12 protein-coding genes and 1 tRNA gene are annotated in these 21,386 nt (G+C 41.5%); 3 read left to right on the top strand and 10 right to left on the bottom strand.

What is annotated here, in order from left to right; genetic code table 11:
- Positions 1–593: 593 nt before the first annotated feature.
- The 3 genes from hrpA to SFRI_RS07410 form a co-directional block, all read right to left on the bottom strand.
- On the bottom strand, positions 594–4,469 hold the full coding sequence (gene hrpA / locus SFRI_RS07420; protein ID WP_011636920.1) for an ATP-dependent RNA helicase HrpA: 3,876 nt from the start codon (positions 4,467–4,469) through the stop codon (positions 594–596).
- A gap of 77 nt (positions 4,470–4,546) precedes the next feature.
- A complete protein-coding gene (locus tag SFRI_RS07415) occupies positions 4,547–4,963 on the bottom strand; it encodes a CBS domain-containing protein (protein ID WP_011636919.1) in 417 nt (138 codons plus the stop codon).
- 171 nt (positions 4,964–5,134) lie between these two features.
- Positions 5,135–6,169: an isoaspartyl peptidase/L-asparaginase family protein gene (locus tag SFRI_RS07410; RefSeq protein ID WP_011636918.1), complete on the bottom strand. Its 1,035-nt coding sequence runs from the start codon at positions 6,167–6,169 to the stop codon at positions 5,135–5,137.
- 188 nt (positions 6,170–6,357) lie between these two features.
- Here SFRI_RS07410 and SFRI_RS07405 point away from each other — a divergent pair, with 188 nt between their 5' ends.
- Both SFRI_RS07405 and tamB read left to right on the top strand, forming a co-directional pair.
- A complete protein-coding gene (locus tag SFRI_RS07405) occupies positions 6,358–8,148 on the top strand; it encodes an autotransporter assembly complex protein TamA (RefSeq protein ID WP_011636917.1) in 1,791 nt (596 codons plus the stop codon).
- Positions 8,145–12,059, top strand: coding sequence for an autotransporter assembly complex protein TamB (gene tamB, locus SFRI_RS07400; protein ID WP_011636916.1), 3,915 nt, complete (start codon positions 8,145–8,147; stop codon positions 12,057–12,059). The genes SFRI_RS07405 and tamB overlap by 4 nt, the downstream gene beginning before the upstream one ends.
- A gap of 147 nt (positions 12,060–12,206) precedes the next feature.
- Here tamB and rplY read toward each other — a convergent pair whose 3' ends face one another.
- From rplY to SFRI_RS07385, 3 genes are all read right to left on the bottom strand, one after another.
- Positions 12,207–12,494, bottom strand: a complete 288-nt coding sequence (gene rplY / locus SFRI_RS07395; RefSeq protein ID WP_011636915.1) for a 50S ribosomal protein L25 — start codon at positions 12,492–12,494, stop codon at positions 12,207–12,209.
- A gap of 479 nt (positions 12,495–12,973) precedes the next feature.
- On the bottom strand, positions 12,974–13,525 hold the full coding sequence (mepK, locus tag SFRI_RS07390) for a peptidoglycan L,D-endopeptidase MepK (protein WP_011636914.1): 552 nt from the start codon (positions 13,523–13,525) through the stop codon (positions 12,974–12,976).
- A 251-nt stretch (positions 13,526–13,776) separates the two neighbouring features.
- A complete protein-coding gene (locus tag SFRI_RS07385; protein WP_167526089.1) occupies positions 13,777–15,138 on the bottom strand; it encodes a L,D-transpeptidase family protein in 1,362 nt (453 codons plus the stop codon).
- 351 nt (positions 15,139–15,489) lie between these two features.
- On the opposite strand from SFRI_RS07385, the gene SFRI_RS07380 reads away from it, so the two are divergent.
- Positions 15,490–15,765, top strand: coding sequence for an HU family DNA-binding protein (locus tag SFRI_RS07380; protein WP_011636912.1), 276 nt, complete (start codon positions 15,490–15,492; stop codon positions 15,763–15,765).
- A 586-nt stretch (positions 15,766–16,351) separates the two neighbouring features.
- On the opposite strand, the gene SFRI_RS07375 is transcribed toward SFRI_RS07380, so the two are convergent.
- The 4 genes from SFRI_RS07375 to SFRI_RS07360 form a co-directional block, all read right to left on the bottom strand.
- Positions 16,352–16,437: transfer RNA gene (locus SFRI_RS07375), tRNA-Leu, on the bottom strand.
- Between the two features lie 215 nt (positions 16,438–16,652).
- Positions 16,653–16,982, bottom strand: a complete 330-nt coding sequence (locus SFRI_RS07370; protein WP_011636911.1) for a hypothetical protein — start codon at positions 16,980–16,982, stop codon at positions 16,653–16,655.
- A gap of 194 nt (positions 16,983–17,176) precedes the next feature.
- A complete protein-coding gene (rluB, locus tag SFRI_RS07365; RefSeq protein WP_011636910.1) occupies positions 17,177–18,049 on the bottom strand; it encodes a 23S rRNA pseudouridine(2605) synthase RluB in 873 nt (290 codons plus the stop codon).
- A 271-nt stretch (positions 18,050–18,320) separates the two neighbouring features.
- The gene (locus tag SFRI_RS07360; RefSeq protein WP_011636909.1) at positions 18,321–21,386 is read right to left on the bottom strand and encodes an efflux RND transporter permease subunit; all 3,066 of its coding nucleotides are present in this window, start codon (positions 21,384–21,386) and stop codon (positions 18,321–18,323) included.

Raw genomic sequence — 21,386 nt, 5'->3', positions numbered from 1 at the left:
GGGGGGATGACATTTGCCTTACAGAGAGAAGAGTACCAATCACTTTCTTCTTGGCGCTAAGTATATCAATAGTCAGATTACTTTCAAACCACAATTACGAAAAACTTTCAGTTCTGTTTTGCGGATAGTCTAAATGTGTCTTTAAATTGAGATTTTGCACTAAAAAACAGAAAGTCTTTCAGAAATTACAACATGCTCGACGTGACAACGTACTAACGTATTGCGACACAAGTCGACGGATCCATTGCTGCTGTTAAGGCTAAATGCCTCTATTACAGCAACTCAAACTCTATAGTTCTGATTATTTATTGAAAGAATAATGCCCTTAAAAGACGAAGCACAACATAATGAAGCACCTGAGAGCTTCACTCAAAAATAACGCCCTGCACCCATCCTGCACTATCAAAGCATTTAACACATACAGCTAAGCTTTTGGCTTAGAATTAATAGTTAAAGCTGATGAGTTCTTAGGAAATGACAGGTCTTACAGACATCAGTAGAAAATGAATCAATTTAGGATAATAAAAAACCGACATCACCTAAGTGATATCGGTTGTATTAACATCGTCATGCGATAGAGCAACGTGCCAAGGTTACACTTGACTGATAGAACTCAATACTCGCTTTTCTGAAATAGGATAAGCGGTACCTAATACCTGAGCAAAACAAGATACTCGGTACTCTTCTATCATCCAGCGAGCTTCAATTAGTGCTTCTGGGACCGGTTGTGAACGTGGCACTTTCGCTAACTGAGCCGTTAACGCCTCTTGTACTTTTGCAATACTATGCATGTGTAATCGATCGCGTGTAGGGTCAACAGGTAGCTTATCGAGTCTATTTTCAATGGCTTTTAAATAACGAACAACATCCGTTAACCGTTGCCAGCCACAGTCTTCGACAAATCCTTTATAAACAAGACTATCAAGCTGAGTTTGAATATCACTCATTGCAAATGCAATATCTAAACTAATTTTGCCTTTAAGACGTTTTTTAATACGTTGATAAATTGTCAAAATTTGTTCTACATTTAGCGCAATATTCTCTGCTGTTGGGTTGAGCTCTTGGCGAACCCACTCTTTTGCTTGTTCGAACTGCTGCTCGTTACGAATATCTAGTTGCTTTTGATCTAACAACTGCTGTACCGCTGCATTAATAATATCTTCAATTAATATCTGCACTTGTCCAAATGGATTAAAGTACATCGCTAGCTTTGCTTTATTAGGCAAAGCTTGTTGTAAATGTTTCACTGGCGAAGGTATGTTAATCAACAGTAATCGGCGCAACCCTACTCGATGATGACGTTTTGCTTCATGTTCATCATCAAATAACTTAATCGCCACATCGGTTTTATTATCAATTAATGCCGGATACGCTTTAACTTCGTAATTACCTTTGCGCTGCTGATATTGAGCGGGTAAATCGCCAAATGACCATGTGGTTATTGCCTCTTGCTCAATGCCTTTGTCTGCCACTTTACGTATTGCTTTAGCAACAACACCTTGCAGTTGACCTTTTAACAGCTCTAAATCACGACCTTGGGCGACTAAGCGACCATGGTCATCCTCAATCTTAAAGTTCATCTTAAGATGTTCTGTCAGTTGAGTTACATCAAAATCATCAGCAGAAATGCGTACACCGCTCATGCGCAGTAACTGTTTACACATGGTATCAAGCATCGATAACTCAAACGGCTTCATCGCTTGATAGCATGCCCGAGCATAATCTGGTGCGGGAACGAAATTACGACGTAGATTTTTAGGCAAGGATTTAATCAGTGCAATCAGTTTTTCTTGTCGCAACCCAGGCACTAACCAATCAAAGTCACTGTCATCAATTTGATTAATCAGTGCAACAGGAATATGCACAGATACGCCGTCATCAACACTACCCGGTTCAAAATGATAACTGACGGTTAAGCCGAGATTACCTTTATGCCATATTTCTGGAAAATCGAGCGCTGATATATGATCGGCACTACGCTGCATTAATAATGCTTGGCTGTAATCGAGTAAGTCAGGCGTTTGTTGACGCGCTTTTTTCCACCAAGCAAAAAATAGTGGTCCATTATAAATGCCAGCTGGTATTAGCGGTTCGTAAAAATCCACCAACACTTGCTCATCGACCAAAATATCTCGCCGGCGAGATTTATGTTCTAGCGACTCTATGTCATTAAGCAATTTTTGGTTATTAACAAAAAACGTTTCTTTCGTTTGTAACTGCCCTTCGGCTAAAGCACTACGCACAAAAATATCTCGAGCTTCTATAGGGTCAATCGGCCCATATTGTACTCGACGGCGATTGACTATGGTCAAGCCATAAAGAACTTGGTTCTCAAGTGCTATAACGCTTGCCGCTTTGGCTTCAAAATGCGGTTCTAGATAATTCTTTTTCACTAAATGTGAGGCGAGTGACTCTAACCATTCAGGGTCTATTTTGGCACAACAACGCGCAAATAAACGTGAGGTTTCAGTCAGCTCAGCAGCCATTATCCACTTAGGCCCCTTTTTCGCTAAAGGCGATCCCGGAAACACAAAGAATTTACGGTTACGCGCCCCTAGATACTCGTTGTTCTCGCCTTTAAAACCAACATGACTTAACAAGCCTGATAATAATGCTCTATGTAACTGTTCGTAACTGGCTGCACTGTCATTAATACGCCATTTCAATTCATGGACGGCTTGTTTCACTTGAGTGTATAAATCTTGCCATTCACGTACGCGTAAATACGCGAGATATTCGTCACGACATTGTTTTCTAAACTGACTGGCTGATAGCTCATGCTTTTGATCTTTTACGTGATCCCATAACTTTACCCAGCTGGCAAAGTCTGAATCTTTATCAGCATAACGGCGATGACACTCGTCTGCTGCTTGTTTCTTTTCCGCTGGACGTTCACGCGGATCTTGAATCGACAAACCTGCAGTTATCACTAACGCTTCGTGTAAACAACCCAATTTATTCGCTTCAATGACCATTCGGGCCAAGCGCGGATCGAGTGGGATTTTGGCTAAGTCTTTGCCTAATGGCGTTAACACTAGATCATGTCCCGATTTTTTAACCGCTTGTAACTCTTCAAGCAATAAAAAACCGTCACGAATGTGCTTTTGGTCCGGTGGTTGAATAAATGGAAATCCGCCAATGTCACCTAATCCAATCGCGAGCATGTGTAATATCACTGAAGCAAGATTGGTTCGTAATATTTCAGGATCGGTAAATTCGGGACGCTGAATAAAATCCATTTCATCGTAAAGTCGAATACAAATACCCGGTCCTACACGACCACAACGTCCTTGACGCTGATTGGCACTGGCTTGCGAAATAGGTTCTATCGGTAAACGTTGTACTTTCGTGCGGTAACTATAACGGCTTATTCGAGCAGTACCAGGATCGATAACATAACGGATCCCAGGTACGGTTAATGACGTTTCGGCAACGTTGGTGGCTAATACGATACGGCGGCCAATGTGGCTTTTAAAGACTTTAGATTGTTCACCATAAGAAAGACGCGCGTATAGTGGTAAAACTTCAGTATCGCGATATTGCTGTTTATTGAGTAAATCTGCGGTATCGCGAATTTCGCGCTCACCATTCATAAATATCAATATGTCGCCAGGGCCAGCGGCCATTAACTCTTCTACGGCAGCAAAAATACCATCGCTGACATCTAAATCAGCATCAGTGTCGCGAACTAAAGGACGATAACGCGTTTCAACTTCAAAAGTACGCCCAGACACTTCAATAACAGGTGCGTTATTAAAGTGTTTTGAAAAGCGATCTACATCAATGGTAGCTGAAGTAATAATAACTTTTAAATCAGGACGTTTCTTTAATACCTGCTTCAGATATCCCAATATAAAATCAATGTTTAAGCTGCGCTCATGCGCTTCATCAATAATAATCGCATCATACTGGTTGAGAAATCGATCTGAGGTGAGTTCGGCGAGCAAAATACCGTCGGTCATCAGTTTAATGTAACTGTTGTCGCTCATGGCATCAGCAAAACGAACTTTAAAGCCAACAACTTCGCCTAATGGGCTGTTAAGTTCATCAGCAATACGGTTCGCAACACTTCGAGCAGCAAGACGACGAGGCTGAGTATGGCCAATTAAGCCTCTCGTTCCTAATCCCAATTCAAGACAGATTTTAGGTAACTGAGTGGTTTTACCAGACCCAGTCTCCCCCGCCACAATCACCACTTGATTATTGGCAATAGCAGAGGCTATATCGTCACGTTTTTGCGACACAGGCAGTTCATCTGGATAACTGATAATAGGTCTAGACTGCAAGCGCTGTTGCGCTTTTTGATAGGCTTGCTGCGCAGCTTCAGTTAACTGAGCTAACGTTTGGGATTTTTTTTCAGACTCGGCTTCTTTATTGACACGATACAAACGACGACGAATTTTAGCAGCATCGGTTTGATAACAAAGATTGAGATACGCCTTAGATAGCGGGTGAAGGTCCGAATTCAAATCTGATTCCCTTGCTTACATCAAAAAAAGCGATCCTAGCAAGGAAAACAGCAGAATGGTATTGATTTTAACGATTGTTAAGCTGGAGATAAGTAACACTGTTGCATATAAATATTCATCGCCTTAAGCACATTGGTCCGATTAATCGTCCCAATGACTTTTCCGGCACTCAATACAGGATAAATTTTCGGCTTCGCACCCAACATTTGTTCAGCGAGTTCTAAAATACTGTCATCCGGCGCGACCGTCAACACGGGGCTTTTCATGCAATCTGCCACTGTACTGGTCATATCACAGTGGTAGCTACTTTTTAACATCACTGACAAGCAATCTTGTTGGGATAAGAAACCCACTAGCTTTCCAACACTATCCACCACTGGCGCGCCGCTCTTATTACTTTCGAGTAATTTTTCAACCGCTATTGCCAGTGACATATCTGCGGTTAACAGTATCGGACGTCTATCCATGTGATCTTTAATTTTTATTGAATCCATAAAGCCCCCTAAATGCACGCTAATCGACTACGTGCTTAATAAATCTCGTTAATCAATTCTTAATGAATCAACATTCGAGTACTGACTTAATTTAAGTTTAGTCAATAATGGCTCAGTGGATAGAAAATAAAACCGATTGTATTAATCGGTACTTATTATCACAGCTAGAACTTACTTATCACGCCAGATCATGATTGTCGCAGCTTGGCCTTGGCTTCGAGTGGCACGATACATACCTTCGGTATTAAATGGCGTTGCTATATTGCCACGCTGATCAATCGCTATCACACCTCCAGTTCCACCAGCTGATATTAAGCGTTGATTAATGACTTCATCAGCCGCTTGAATAATCGATAATTGTTGGTATTTAACTTTGGCGCATATGTCACCCGCCACCTGATAACGAATAAAATACTCACCGTGCCCAGTTGCAGATACCGCACATACGCCATTTTCAGCATACGTTCCAGCGCCAATGACTGGAGAATCACCAATACGACCAAAACGTTTTGCTGTCATGCCGCCGGTTGACGTCCCTGCAGCAAGGTTACCTTGCTTATCAAGTGCAACAGCACCCACGGTGCCATATTTATAATTGGCGGTTAACTGTGCCACTGACGCCTGATAATCATCGCCGTTATTTTGCTCGGCTTCAATGATACTCGCTTTAGCATCAAGTAACTGCGCATAACGATGTGGGGTATCAAAATGACTGTTGGGCACTAAACTAAATTGTTGGGTTAACGCAAATTCTTCTGCCCCTTGTCCGTAAAGCATCACATGGGGTGATTTTTCCATTACCTTTCTAGCCAAATCAATCGGGTTTTTTATATGTTTAACCCCAGCGACGGCACCTGCATTCATAGTGTTACCGTCCATAACTGAGGCATCAAGTTCATGGCCACCATCAAAAGTATAAACAGCGCCAACCCCAGCATTAAATAATGGGCTATTTTCTAACACATTTATCGCAGATTGAACCGCATCGAGGCTGTCGCCGCCTTTATCTAACACTTTATATCCGGCATCAACTGCCTGTTTAAGTTTGTCGCGAATGGCTTTCTCTTGCTCAGGGCTCAGGCTAGCAGCTGAAATAGTGCCGGCGCCGCCATGGATTGCTATAGCAAAAGGTGTATCGTCTTTAGCAAAACAGGTATTCGACGTTAAGCTTAAACATAGCGCTATCGTTAAATATAATTTATTCATGTTAGAAAAGTCCTTGAAGGTGGTTTATCTTTGTAACCATTTCTACTTGTAATTTCAATCATATCCTTGCGACTTTTATACTTTGTAGCGACAATGGTCATCATCATCAATTTTGGAAAAGTTAGCTTAACTTGTCGACAAAACGCCTTAAAATTAGCCAATTCCTATTACTTTCGTTGACCTTACTGATGTCAGGCTTGGTGCTGGCCGACGAAAATTGGTTAACGATTAACGTTACCGGCGTGCCGAAAAAAATTGAAAAGAACATTTTTGCCCATTTAGGCACATTGCCAGATAACGATGTTCAGCGCCGAGCATTTTTATTTACGGTTGACGATAACACCCATGATGCGCTTGAATCCATGGGCTATTACCATGCAATTTTAGATATTGATGTTAAAGAGAATGATAAAGGCCCTTGGGAGTTAAGCCTCAATATAATGCCAGGTGAACCGGTCATTATTCAGTGGGTAGATATCCATTTTCAAGGTGACATGCTCCAAGATAATACTTTCTCGTTGTGGCTAAATAGTCTGAAAATAAAACCTGGTGATACCTTAAACCATGGTGTCTATGATTCGATAAAATCACAATTAGTCACGTTAGCACTGGCAAGAGGATATTTTGATGGTCAATATACCAAATCAGAAATCAACATTAACCGTGACTTAAATACCGCCCAAATTAACCTACAGTTTAACTCGGGTAAGCGCTATTTATTTGGTGATGTTCACTTTGAAGGCAGTACTCTCAATAATGATGTTGTCGAAGCCTTAATTCCTTTTGATGCTGATGCGCCTTACGCCACACAGCTATTAACTGAGTTTAATCGCAATTTATTAGATACAGGTTACTTTAGTAATATCAAAGTATTACCACAACTAAACAAAATTGATACTGGTGTAGTGCCGATTAAAGTTGAGCTAAGCCCGCGGCCTAGTCATCTTATTGAAGTCGGTTTAGGCGCAGATATTGGAAATAGTACAGAAAACAGTGTCGATCCTCGTGTGCGAGTCACTTGGCGAACGCCGCAAATCAATCGCTATGGCCATTATCAAGAAACCAGTGCAGAGTGGTCACCTGAGCGGCCTAAGATTTTAACCACTTATACTATTCCGTTAACCCACCCTTTAGATGATCAACTGAAAATAAAACTTGGCTTATTACGCGACACCTATGGTGTTACCCAAGATTACGACGCTGATAAACGCCAATTTAATAATACCGGGCAATTAGAGTCTAAAAAGTATCTCGTTGGGTTAACGCGTCAAAGGCGCTCTAAAAGTAATTGGTTACATGGATATTCAATTGAATCCGTGAGAGAGTTTTATAATCAGCTCGATACAGATTACGACCCACGTTTTTATTTGTTGGGTTTCAACCTCACCAAAACCGTCCGTGGCGACAACACGCTCGATCCCAAATCAGGCTATCGTCAAACTTACAGTGTTGAATACGCCGACCCGTCCCTGGGCTCAACTATCCGTCTGGCCCGTTTACAAGCCCGGTTTAAATGGGTAGATACAATATTCGATAAGCATCGTTTTGTTGCCCGGGTGGATTTAGGTGCTAACATTGCTGACAAAAACGATATGGCTAATATACCGCCATCGTTACGATATTTTGCCGGTGGCGACCAAAGCATACGAGGTTACAGTTACCAAGAATTAGGCCCCTATATTGACTACACCAACAGTGAAGGCGGCTTATCTCGACAGGTTGTCGGTGGGCGCTACTTGGCGATTGGCAGTGTTGAATATCAATATTATCTTACCCCGACATGGCGAGTTGCCACCTTTGTCGATGCTGGTAATGCTTTTGATACACAACAGTTTGAACCGGTAGTATCGGTTGGTGGAGGATTACACTGGATATCACCTATTGGCCCGATTCGAATGGACCTAGGTTTTGGCTTAAAAGAAACCGAGACAGTTGCACGTTCATATCGTTTCCATTTAACCATGGGAACTGATTTATGATAGATAAACATACCGAGCAAAGTACTTTGCAACATAATGAGCAAAACGCTCAGTCAGAAGAATCACTCAAACCAAGTAATAAAAAGGCACCTAAATCAACCAGTCTATCTGCAAGAATTTGGCGCAGCATTAAGCTTTATACCCGAATACTGATTTATGTCCCATTGGTATTATTGATGTTGTTTGCCATCATCATGGGCACCCCATTTGGCAGTAAAATGGGGGTGATGTTCGTCAATCAATTTATCAGTGATATCGATGTTGAATATGCTTCTGGCACCTTAAATGGTGATATCACGCTGCAGCATTTGTCATGGTCAATGCCTGGGATTAGCGTCGAAGCTGATGATTTAACATTGGAGTGGGTGCCAACATGTCTGATTAACAAACAACTTTGTGTCACAAATCTACTCGCATCAAGTATTGATGTGAACATTATCACTGATAATATTCCTGTAACCGAAAACACCACTGACACGGATGCTACGAACCAACCTTTTACCGAGCTTGAATTACCCATTGGCATTAATATCAGCCACGCCCAATTGGCCAATATTGATGTAGATGTGAATGGTATGACTTTTTATGCCGACAATTTAACGACTCAAGCTATCTTGAATAGCGCTGGCCTTGTGGTTGAATCTCTCACCAGCCAGGGGTTAGTCGTCAACATTCCAGATGCAACATCAACAAACCAAACACGTTCTCAACCAAATAATAATGCAACAAACCAAACCGCCGATCCCAAAGAAACTTCATGGCCATTGGCTAACTTACCACAGGTATTTATGCCTTTCCCTGTCAATGTTAGACAGTTTAATGCCACCGACAGTCAGCTCATTATCGGCCAGCGCAACGACCATTTTAGCCATATCGCGTTAGCGGCCAGTTTTCGTCAATTTCAACTTGGAATAACCCAACTAGACATTCAACATGATGATGGTGATATTAGCGTTATCGGTGATATTAGTTTACATGAGCACTACCCACTGACATTAAAGCTACTAGCCAATGTCGAAAACCTGCCTGAGTTGCCAGGGCTTCAACAGCAACAACTCCGTGTAGATCTTACCCAAGACTTAAGTCAATTAAATATCAACGCCATCGCTAAAGGCGATAGCCATTTCAATCTTGCAGCAGACATTAATCTCACCACGCCGGCGCTTGAATACCAAGTAACACTTACCAATGCCGCTTTGCAATGGCCGTTAAAAAATCCCCAGTACACCAGCAACATTACCCACTTTACCAGTAAAGGTAATATAAAAGACCAAGTGGCGCAGTTTGAAGGGCAACTGACAACACCTTACCACCCTACTTTGGCGGTTATTGCAGATGTTGTTAACCACAATCAAAAGTTGACCATCAATAAGCTCAATTTACAATCAATCGCGGGCAACCTAGATCTAACTGGGCAGCTATCATATAAAGATGACATAACCTGGCAAGCCAATGTGCTTACCAACGACATTCAGTTGCAATATATTGATTATATTAATCAGCAAAATCCGATCAAAAGTAAATTCAGTGGCCATTTTAATAGCACGGGCAGCATTGCCGATAAGCAATGGCAAGTGGCCATTCAAGACGCCAATTTAACCGGTCGTTTAAATGGTTACCCGCTGAACCTACAAGGCGAGATTTCATTAAATCAAGATTTTGCGATAAACGCGACAAACCTGCAGGCCAATGCCCTTGGCGCTCAATTAATCATTAATGGTCAAGCCGACAAAACATGGGACATCGATGCCGAACTTAGCGTTCCCGATGTCAGTCAGTGGCTAAAAGGCGGCCGCGGTAATATTTTTGCAAAAGTTGATGTTACGGGTAATAGTGCCGACCCAATTGTGGATATTAATGCGCAAATCAGTCAATTCAGTTACCAAGGAAGTAAAATTGACAGCCTTGACTTGCTGGCGAATTATCGACCTTATACACAGCATCAATATCGGATAGAACTGCGTAATAACAATCTTGTATGGGACAGCTATAAGCTGACAGATATCGCATTCGTCAGTGAAGGCAATCAACATCAACAACAAAGCAAACTCAATACTCAAGGTGATGTGGTCATCAATACTCAAATGACCAGTAGTAGTAATATTGATAAACAACAGTTCAATGCCACATTAACAGAATTCAATATCAGTAATGCTCTTGGACAATGGCAACAAGATAAACACATAACCGCAAGCTGGGATCAACTCAATAATCGTGGCAGTGTGAGCCGTTTTTGCTTAGTGCATCCACACAATAAATTGTGCTTAATCAATGATGTTAATTTAGGTCACACTGGCCAGGCTAATATTACTTTTACCGGTAATCCCGGCAAAACATTGGCACCTGTGTTGTCTAAAAAAATCACCTGGAGCGGTGAAGCAGCGCTAACAACTCAAGTTAATTGGGCTAAAGGTAAAAAGCCTACTGCAAATGTTCAGTTTACGCTTTTACCGGGAAATATTAAGCTAAGTCGAGCCAAAAACAACACTATCAGCATCGACTACCAGCAGTTACTATTTCAAGCATCGCTTGATGAAAAACAAATTAATAGTTCATTGAGTTTTGATTCGTCCGGCATAGCAAGTTGGCAAAGTCAGCTGAGTGTCAACATCACGCCCGATCGCACCTTACTAGGTACGATTAATGTTAATGAGCTTAATCTGGCGCCTTTTGGAGAGTTCTTCCCAAGGTTAGAAACCTTAGAAGGCATGTTGTCCAGTCGATTAAATTTATCCGGCACTCTTATGGACCCGAGTGTCTCGGGTAATATTAAACTCAGTGACGGTGCATTTGCCTTATCCACTAACCCAACATTAATCGATAAACTGTACTTGTCACTGGCTCTAGAAGGCCAACAAGGACAACTCAATGGCCAATGGCATATGGGTGACGGACAAGTGACTACGACAGGTACCCTCGCTTGGCCACAAGGAAAGTTTTGTGGTGACATTGATGTCAAAGGTGAAAATTTAGCAGTAATTCAACCGCCAATGGCAATATTAAATGTCTCTCCAGATATTAATATGACCTTTGATGAGCAACTGTTTGCGATAAAAGGCAAAGTTGACGTGCCATCAGGACAAATAAAAATTACACAGTTAGCAGAAGGAGGCGTTGCGGTATCGAACGATGTGGTATTTAACGATTCAGTGTCTGAACAAACCGTTAAAACCAGTCCTTATGCCGTTACAGCCGATTTAAATATCAGTGTAGGTAAACGTCTTACTATTGATGGTATGGGTCTTAAAGGAAGGCTAGAAGGCGATCTGATACTAAAACAACAAGCTTTTAAGCCTCCCATGTTATTTGGTGATATTAAAGTCAACAAAGGGACTTATAAGTTTATGGGACAAACCTTAAGTATTAACACTGGTGAAGTCCAATTTATTGGCCCGACAGAATTACCAAACCTAAATATAGAAGCGACTAGAGACATTAAAGAGAGTGATATCACCGCCGGTGTTCGAGTCACGGGTACCCCAATGCGTCCAGTGGTTACCTTATTCTCTAATCCAGCAAAAGAGCAAGCTGAAGTGCTTTCTTATATTTTGACGGGTAAAGGCTTTACCAGTACAACCAACCAACAAAGTAACTCACTAATGATGGGCGCCGCCCTCAGTTTAGGCTCACAATTTGATGGTGGAGCAATGAATAGCATTGGCAGTACTGCAACGGGTCTAATTGAAAAGTTTGGATTTTCGAATGTACAACTTGATACTAATGATGACGGTAAAGTGGCCGTAAGTGGGTATATAGGTGAAGACTTAATGATTAAATATGGCGTGGGAGTATTTAACCCCGGTTATGAAATGACTGTGCGATATTATTTGTTTTCACAATTATATTTGGAAAGCGTGTCGAGCACCTTAAGTCAATCACTTGATATCTACTATAGCTTCGAAATCGATTAGCATTTGGCATTTGGCATTTGGCATTTGGCATTTGGCATTTGGCATTTGGCATTTGGCATTTGGCATTTGGCATTATAAGAATAAATTTATTGATAAAAATCACCCATAAAAAAAGCGCCCTAAGGCGCTTTTTTTTCACATTTGCGATTAAGCAAACATGAAGTCAATGTGTTCAACCAATTGCTTGAATGCGTGACGTTGGATAGCTTTTACACGAACTTTAACTTCTTTACCTTCAATAGAAACGGTTAAGTCAGTTGTGTAAAAGTCATCATTTAACTGGATGTTAATGATGTCTTTGTGTTCAAACTTGATTGATACAGGCTCTTTACCTGGACCATAAATTACTGCAGGAACTTTACCGGCATGACGTAGGCGGCGGCTCGAACCTTTCCCGATTTCTGTGCGGGTTACTGCGTTGATTGTGTAAGACATTAGTCACTCACTTAATAATTAATAAAGTATGAAGGCGTCATCATTTTCGACCAACGATGACTCAAATAAAGCGCGCGGATATTACCACAGCCATTATCAACCCACAAGAAGATATACCAATCCTATTAAATATGTGATATTTCAGCGGGAGTTCAAAGTGCTGTAGGCAAGGCAGATGATTGAAACGAATAGTGAGGCTCGGTAACAAGCTCCTGCGTTATTCTGCCATCAACATCTGACCGCCATGGATGGTGGGAATATTTTATTTTTTATGGAAAAAATAGACCATGGCGTAGTATTTTGAAAGCATCTAACGAAGCATAAAGTACTTTGAAACCCACCGGAATGGAATCTCTCAGGTATTCCACTTCTGTGTTGCATCGATTTAAAAGGGAACAACCATTTCTACATCAATGCGCCTTGAATTGAAAAACCTGAGAGACTCTGAACTGACTAGATATTAATGAGATTGGTATTAATTAACCCCAACGCCTCACAGGCCCACAATCAATATGCACAAACCCATCTCGAGGATAAAATCCTACACCACCCAACTTAAGCGACTCAGCAGCATCACGTAAGTGCTTAGTTTTCACTCCGGGTAAGGCAATATCCATCGCCATCCCTTTCATGTGATAACTTTTCTTGGCTACACCGTTGCTGCGAGAAGCGAGCATTTGATTTGTTTTTGGTGAACGATAAGCTGAAATAACATGGATTTCATCTTGATTATCTAATGTAGCCTGTAATTTATACAAATATTCAAATAATCTTTTATCAATCGGTGCGGCTACATTCTGGCGATGATCACGTAATACTTGATTAAACTCAGTCAATGTTTCCGATTGATATTGACCATCAACCCAAAAACTTCCCTGGCTTCTCTCACCGGTGTGCAAGTTATAAAAACGTAAATCTTTAACACCAATAGTAGAGCGACTTGCTTGCGCGGTATTAGGTAACATAGTTACCACTGCGGCACCGCTTAATCCTAATAATAACTGCCGACGAGTTAGGCACTCTATTGTCATTTATACACCACTTAAATTATCTAAATTACGATACTTATCGACTTTAAAAGCACGATTTCATCTTCATAACGTCTTTATTTTGTTGTTGCTTTTTTATCCAACTGGCGAATAAATTAACCATTAATGCTGATAAATGCAAGTCTGCCCATGTTGAGCTGAGCAACAAATACGCTAATCTCTATAAGAGTGTGATATAGCTCAAGCGCTTAGGGCAAAGTAAAACGTCATTAACTTTGTTTCATCAATTAAGATTATTGCACAATATCGTTATTGATGGCTTTATGGCTTAATAACTTCATCGACTCTGCAGGGGTTAATTGATAAATGTCATCTCGGTACTGCGCAACATGTTGTTCATCCACCCAAGCGCGCCAATACACCATGTGCACAGGTAAAGATGACGATAAGGCAAACCATTGAGTTTGAGTGTGATTAGACTGCAAATGGGCCCAAGTACGCTTGTCGATAACCAAATGGTTAGCAAACCAATCGGCTAACTGTTGCACCTTTTCAATTCGTACACAGCCTGATGATATATCCCGCTCCACATGTGCGAACATTTCGGGGGTTGGCGTATCATGCAAATACACGCTCTGGTCATTGTTAAAATGAAATTTATAGCGGCCTAATGCATTACCGCTACCGGGGCGCTGAACCACTCTATAAGGGAACTTACCTGTTGCAGCCTGTTGCCATTGTTGAGGTGTTTTATCAACACGATGACCTTCATAATCAAACACATCAAAATGTCTATCGGCAAAGTAAGCCCCATTTGACCTAACTTGCGGTAAAATATCCTTACGTAAAAGTTGTCGAGGTACCGTCCATGTGGGATTGATAACTATATTGGAAATTTGTCCCGTCATCACCGGCGTCTGTCGATATGACTTACCTACAATCACTTTAGACGCTAACACAACTTGATTTTGGTCCACTAGCACCATTTGAAAAGCGGGAATATTAATCAACAAATAAGGTTGAGGCAGTTGGCTCAAATAGACCGTTTTTTCTACGAAGCTTTTTGCTAATAAAGAGGCTCGTTGTTGTGGTGTTTGATTTAACCAGAATAAGGTTTTAGGGCCAATAACGGCATCAGTCTTTAACCCATGCCGAGACTGAAAGCGTTTAACGCTTTGCACCAAAGCTGGTTGATAATCTATTTCATCCTCAAGGTATTCGTATGCATCACCCAATAACCACAAACGTTGATTAATTTGCTTAATGCTGGGATGACGATCTCCAGGGCGTAACAGCCCTTCAAGCGTGATGGCTGGCCAATCTTGCGTTTGTGATAACCACATTAACTTACGCAGATCGTTTATCACCCCCAGGTAATCATCCACGCTAGGCTCCAGTGCAATATTTTTGTCACGTAGCGAAGTGGTGTTATCCATTGAATCAAATGGCAGAGAAACTTGTTTATTATGCCAAAAAGCAGCCACACTCTGTTGAATGTTGTCGATATATTCTAATTGCTCGGCAGCGGACCCCATCTGTAATATCGCTAAATATTGTGCCCGCTGTGCGGTGGGCTCAGCCAAATACTGTAATTGCAGGTGTTGAGTTAAATTTTCATATTGAGCTTCAGTGTTGGCCAAGACAAATGGCGACATACACAAAAGCAATATGCTTATTATGCAAACATTTACAGACAGTTTCAGTTTTCTGAACATGCTATCCCCCATTGGCCCACACACTGATATTGTCATGTTTTTCACACAAGTGGAATGAATATAGCCATTATGCTAAATAATAAATGCACCTGGATGTCAGAAACAATTAATCAACAAAATTGAATACCAAAGCGTTACCAACGCGCTACCTATGCCCTACTTAAATAAATGAAAATTAATCATCTAGATGAAAAGTAACCAGTTAACATTAATTTATGAATACACAACTAGGAAGGACCATGCTGAATTGTTATAAGTGGATTAAGAAGTACTAAAGCAGTAGAGAATCACATGAATAAAAAACAACTCGCTCAAACTATGGCCAGTAAAATGGACATTCCCCAAGTTCAAGCTAAGCAACAACTTGAACAAATCCTCGCGGTAATTCATCAAGGTTTAGCTGAAGGTGAAAAAATTTACATCCCACAATTCGGTACATTTGAATTACGCTTTTACTTACCAAAAGTAGGTCGTAATCCACAAACGGGTGAAGCCATAGAGATTGACGGATTTAATCAACCCAGTTTTAAAGTCTCACCCGCATTAAAAGCATTGATCAACGCTTAAGCCAAAGTGGTAGTAACCTTAAAAGCCGAGGTACTAGAACGCTTCGCGGCTAGAGGCTATAACTGCGTCACGAGAAAACGGTTTGCGGATTATTGTTGCATGCTGAGCGTAGAGTGCTCAACGTCTGGAGATTAAAAGCCTAGGTGCTAGAACGCTTCGCGGCTAGAGGCTATAACTGCAGTTATCCCGTTTAACTCTACCTAACTGAAACTAGCCAACGACTTTCCCAATAACCCGCTCTTATAGCCGCGTAGCGAACTAGTAGGCCGAAGTCCGCCCTAGCATCTAGGCTCGTTCGCTCTTATCGCCCTCACCTTCTTTTGCGTTTGTTATCCTTAACTACCAAATTTCAGACGTAAAAAAGCCCCAACAGAAGTTGAGGCTTTTTTACACCACTCTCTATTGCTAGAGATTATAATGGTACCCGAGGCCAGACTACTCTTGATGAAAAATAGTGGCACGCTAATGTTCAACAAGAGCGCGAGGGATTTTATTTTTCGATGTTATTTATTAAATTTCAGACGTAAAAAAGCCCCAACAAAAGTTGAGGCTTTTTTACACCACTCTCTATTACTAGAGATTATAATGGTACCCGAGGCCAGACTTGAACTGGCACGCTTATTCAGCGAGGGATTTTAAATCCCTTGTGTCTACCGATTCCACCACTCGGGCAAACTGAGTGTGTTTTGATAACAAACTTCAAATCACTTAATTCATATTTGCATAAGATAAACAGCGTTGCTTTCGCGTCCTGCTTAACTTGGTGCACACTTTACTGATTTTTTTTAGCCAAGCAACTAAAATATTCATCACACCGAACTGAACGCTTCAAAAAACGCCAATCCGATGTAAAATTCAACAAAAGGAGATGCTTAGCAAAAAAATGATTAATTGGCTCTAACAGGGGTTAACCCTTTACTGCGATTGGTGACCGCTTCCTCAATTTCAAAACCGGCTTCGCTCCACACTTGCGCTTCTTCAACATTAAACGATTCTTTCGCCCAAATGGTTGCAGTATCTAAATTGAAGTTAGCTTTTATCCAACCATCAGACTCAGTAGGGCCAAAACCTCTTAAACGCCAATTTTGTGCTTGAGTTGAATCAAAACCTATTGCTTTCCATTGGCTTATCTCACGTTCAGACATCCCTTGCCAGCTAGGGGCCGATGCGCACGCTACCAATAATGATACTAATAAACCTAACAATAATTTTTTCATACAGTCCTAATAACTAATGTAAATGCTGCGGCGCATAAATCGTCGAATAACAGCACAATAAGTCGTAAATTTTGAGAATAATATCTGAGAAAAAACTTTTGACAAGTAGGTGAGCAACAATTAATTTTTATCAAAAAAAGTTAATAAAAAAGGCCGCATCTGCGACCTTCTATAAAGTAATCTAAATCAAAACATTAGCTACGCTGACGTGTTGGTTTGCCATGATTTCCAACCACTTTATGCTTATGAACTGCACGGCGGATTTTAGCACTTTTAACTTTAGAACGAGCAACACTGTGTTTGTCCGATCCTAAAACAGAGCGTGTTTCAGCTTCTAAGCCAGCAAGTTGACGTAAATAGTTAACTTGATCCATCGGCAACTCAATCCAACCACCACGCGGTAAGGTTTTTGGTAACTCAACCTTGCCATAACGTACGCGGATTAAACGGCTGACCTGTACGTCTTGTGATTCCCACAAACGACGTACTTCACGATTACGCCCTTCGCGAAGGGTGACATGCCACCATTGGTTTATGCCTTCGCCACCAGCGGCTTTAATGGTATCAAACTGTGCTGGACCATCTTCCAAAGTCACGCCGGTACGTAAACGCTGTACAGCTGCTTCTGGCACTTCACCAAAAGTACGCACTGCATATTCACGCTCTACTTCATTTGACGGATGCATTAAACGGTTAGCTAATTCACCATCACAGGTAAATAACAACAACCCTGAAGTATTAATATCTAAACGTCCTACCGCAACCCAGCGAGCATCGCGCACTTTAGGTAGACGTTCAAACACGGTAGTACGGCCTTCAGGATCTTTGCGCGAACAAATTTCACCTTCAGGTTTATGATATGCCAGCACACGACAAATAATATCGTCAGCTGATTTTAATGAAACAGCACGGCCATCAATACGTATTTTGGCATCAGCCTCGACACGATCACCTAAGCCAGAAATTTCACCGTCAACACTAACTCGGCCTGCAGCAATCCATGCCTCCATCTCACGACGGGAGCCATGGCCTGCACGGGCCAAGACTTTCTGCAATTTTTCACTCATTAGCGGGGACTCTTTAAAGAAATTTAATAAAAAACAAAAGGTTAATCACTTTTATTTTATTGTCTTTTTAGGATTGTACCCGCCAATGGCGCATACAATTAGAAAAGTGCGTAGATTATACGCTGAATGGGGCTTGTGAGCAAAAAATACCACCGTTAATCACCAAAATCATCATAGAGTTTACAGACCAAGCCATTGAATCACACAAAAAAGGCAGCTGACGCGAAACCGTCAGCTGCCTTAGTAAACAACTCAATATGAAATGTAGAGGTTAACGTGTCACTTTAAGATTAAACACAAGACTATACATTACCGGCAACACCACTAAGGTGAGTAGAGAAGCAAAGCCCAAACCAAAAATGATAGTGATGGCCATAGAACCAAAGAAAGCATCGCTGATTAATGGGATCATGCCTAACATAGTAGTAATGGCCGCCATCATCACCGGACGAACACGGCTCACACACGAATCAACCAGTGCAAATCCAGGTTCTTTACCTTCTTCAAGTTCGAGATTGATTTGGTCCACTAATACAATGCCATTTTTAATCACCATTCCAGAAAGACTCAATAATCCAAGTAGCGCCATAAAGCTGAATGGGGCATCGAACAATAGTAACCCCGCTGAAACACCGATGACCGCTAATGGTACAGTGAACCAAATAACTAAAGGCTGCCTAACTGAATTGAACAGAAATACCGTAATTAAAAACATGGCTAAATAACCCATTGGGATCGAGCTAAATACGGCTGTTTGAGCTTCACCTGCTGATTCAAACTCACCGCCCCACTCCAAGCGATAACCTGCAGGCAACTGAATATCCTCAACTTTACTTCTGATTTTTTTATGTACCGAGTCTGCCGTTTCATTAGATCCCAATTTGGGGTCGCCCAATACTGCCAGCATACGAATTCGATCACGGCGCATCACGAGAGGGTTTTCCCATTCCGTGCTGAACTCACTCACTACTTGCGTTGCGGGTACAAATATATTGTTCTCAGTGCTCCATATTTGCATTTTCCACAAACTATCAGCTTGAAGACGTTCGGCTGCAGGTGCACGAGCAACAATCGGTAACAGGTGGCTAGTTTCACGATACAAACCAATTTGTTTGCCGCTAAAATTAACCAGTAAGGCATTATCTAAATCTTGCTTACTGATGCCGGTTTCACGTGCTTGTGCATTTTGCAGTTGCGGACGAATGAGTGGCACTTGATTGCGCCAATCATGGCGAACACCATCCATTGTCGGCTCATTTCTAAACACCATTTCAGCCTGTGCCGCCAAACTGCGCAGCACTTGAGGATCTTCGCCATAGAAACGCGCTTCGATTTTGGCCGCTGGAGACGGACCATTTTCCATATTTTTAAAGCGATATTGTGCTTGGGGAAAATGGCTATTTAACAACAGTTCAACTTGCGGCATATAAGCCTTAACTGCTGCGAGATCGCGCATTTCTACGATAAGCTGAGCAAAGGCTGGATAACCTTTTTCAGGCTGATAAGGTAATACAAAACGCTGAGCCCCTTGGCCGATGACAGATGTGAGGTGTACTAAACCGCTGTCATTAAGTTCACTTTCTTGCAGTAGCTTTTTCTCTATTTCGCTGGTGAAACGCTCAGTTGCTTTTATGTCTGTCCCTTCTGGCATCCATACATCAACAAAAAATATTGGCGTATTCGATGCGGGGAAAAACACGTTTTTAATATGACCAAAGCCTATTACTGCAGTGACTAACATCGCCAACACCACTGACAACGTAACTAGACGAAAGCGCAATACAAAATACAGAAAACTGCGATAAGTGGTAAACAACCAACCTTTATAAGGGTCAACTTGTTCAGCTTGTGGCGAGGCTTCTTTGAATAATAAATTACAGAAAAATGGTGTTAAAGTAATTGCTGTTATCCAACTGATAAACAGTGAAATCATCAACACTTGGAACAATGAACGACAAAATTCACCGGCAGCATTTTGGGACAAACCAATTGGTGCAAAAGCAATAATGGCTATTACCGTTGCGCCTAACAATGGCCATTGTGTTTGCGATACCACTTGCTTAGCCGCTTCAAGGCGGGTTTTGCCTCGTTGTAAGCCAATTAAAATACCTTCGGTCACCACAATGGCATTGTCGACTAACATGCCTAAGGCAATGATCAGCGCACCTAGAGAAATAAGCTGCAATTCAATGTCTAATACTTTCATCACAATGAAAGTACCTAAAATCGTTAGCAACAGAATTAGGCCCATCAATAATCCAGAACGAAGGCCCATAAACAATAACAATACCGCGATAACAATCGCAATCGACTCTAAAAGGTTAATCAAAAAACCTTGTACGGTATTATCTACAGCAGAACTTTGGTTATAAACCGTATCAAGGCTCATCCCTAACGGTCGTTGCGATTCAAGCTCAACTAAACGTTCACTAACACGTTGACCAACATCGACTACGTTTACGCCGCCAGAAAACGCAATACCTAACGACAATGCCGCCTCACCTCTATTGTGATAAAGCACATTTGGGGTGTCGTCATAGTCTTTTTCAATGTTAGCAATATCCCCAAGGTAAATAAGCTCAGTGCTACCTGGTGAACTCACCACCAAACGAGATAATTCCTCTACAGAACTAAACTCACCAGTGGGATGTAAACGGATACGATTATCACCAATGACAATGCTGCCAGCATTAGACACTACGTTCTGATTGTTGACTAATCCATAGATGTAATTTTGATCTAAACCTAGCGCTGACAATTTTTGTTGTGAAATTTCAATCACAACCTGCTCTGTCACATCACCCACCACAGAGACTTTTTTTACCCCGGGAACAAGCACAAGTTCGCGGCGTAAATAATCTGAATAGTTGCTCAGTTCTCGGTTACTAAAATCGTTACCTGACAAGTTAAGTAAAATACCGTATACATCACCAAAGTCATCAATCACTTGTGGCTTTGCGGTGCCGGGTGGTAAACGGCCTGTCGTGTCATTAACTTTTCGACGTACCTCGTCCCACACTTGTGGTAAGCGATGTTTGTCATAACTGTCTTTAATTTCAACCTGAATTTGTGATAGTCCAGCACTGTTAATAGAGGTGATATGTTTAATACCATCAAGCTGCTGTAATGCATCTTCAAGCGGTAATGTCACCTCTTCTTCTACTTGTTCAGGCGACGCACCAGGGTAAGCGGTGATCACCAACGCTTGCTTAATGGTAAATTCAGGAAATTCTAATTGTCCTAATCCAGTAAAAGCAACACTGCCGCCAATAAGCAGTAAAAACGCGAACATCCAGCTAATGACTTTGTGATTGATGGAATACTCAGCAACATTCAT

Source organism: Shewanella frigidimarina NCIMB 400, from assembly GCF_000014705.1.
Lineage (GTDB): Bacteria > Pseudomonadota > Gammaproteobacteria > Enterobacterales > Shewanellaceae > Shewanella > Shewanella frigidimarina.
This window is presented reverse-complemented; position numbering and strand designations above follow the sequence as displayed.

What these genes read in the sequence shown, in the direction of transcription:
- rplY (WP_011636915.1), bottom strand. Translation starts at nt 12,494, where the DNA reads ATGTCTTACACAATCAACGCAGTAACCCGCACAGAAATCGGGAAAGGT.
- SFRI_RS07415 (WP_011636919.1), bottom strand. Translation starts at nt 4,963, where the DNA reads ATGGATTCAATAAAAATTAAAGATCACATGGATAGACGTCCGATACTG.
- SFRI_RS07385 (WP_167526089.1), bottom strand. Translation starts at nt 15,138, where the DNA reads ATGTCGCCATTTGTCTTGGCCAACACTGAAGCTCAATATGAAAATTTA.
- SFRI_RS07410 (WP_011636918.1), bottom strand. Translation starts at nt 6,169, where the DNA reads ATGAATAAATTATATTTAACGATAGCGCTATGTTTAAGCTTAACGTCG.
- SFRI_RS07405 (WP_011636917.1), top strand. Translation starts at nt 6,358, where the DNA reads ATGTCAGGCTTGGTGCTGGCCGACGAAAATTGGTTAACGATTAACGTT.
- rluB (WP_011636910.1), bottom strand. Translation starts at nt 18,049, where the DNA reads ATGAGTGAAAAATTGCAGAAAGTCTTGGCCCGTGCAGGCCATGGCTCC.
- SFRI_RS07370 (WP_011636911.1), bottom strand. Translation starts at nt 16,982, where the DNA reads ATGAAAAAATTATTGTTAGGTTTATTAGTATCATTATTGGTAGCGTGC.
- SFRI_RS07380 (WP_011636912.1), top strand. Translation starts at nt 15,490, where the DNA reads ATGAATAAAAAACAACTCGCTCAAACTATGGCCAGTAAAATGGACATT.
- SFRI_RS07360 (WP_011636909.1), bottom strand. Translation starts at nt 21,386, where the DNA reads ATGAATGTTGCTGAGTATTCCATCAATCACAAAGTCATTAGCTGGATG.
- mepK (WP_011636914.1), bottom strand. Translation starts at nt 13,525, where the DNA reads ATGACAATAGAGTGCCTAACTCGTCGGCAGTTATTATTAGGATTAAGC.
- tamB (WP_011636916.1), top strand. Translation starts at nt 8,145, where the DNA reads ATGATAGATAAACATACCGAGCAAAGTACTTTGCAACATAATGAGCAA.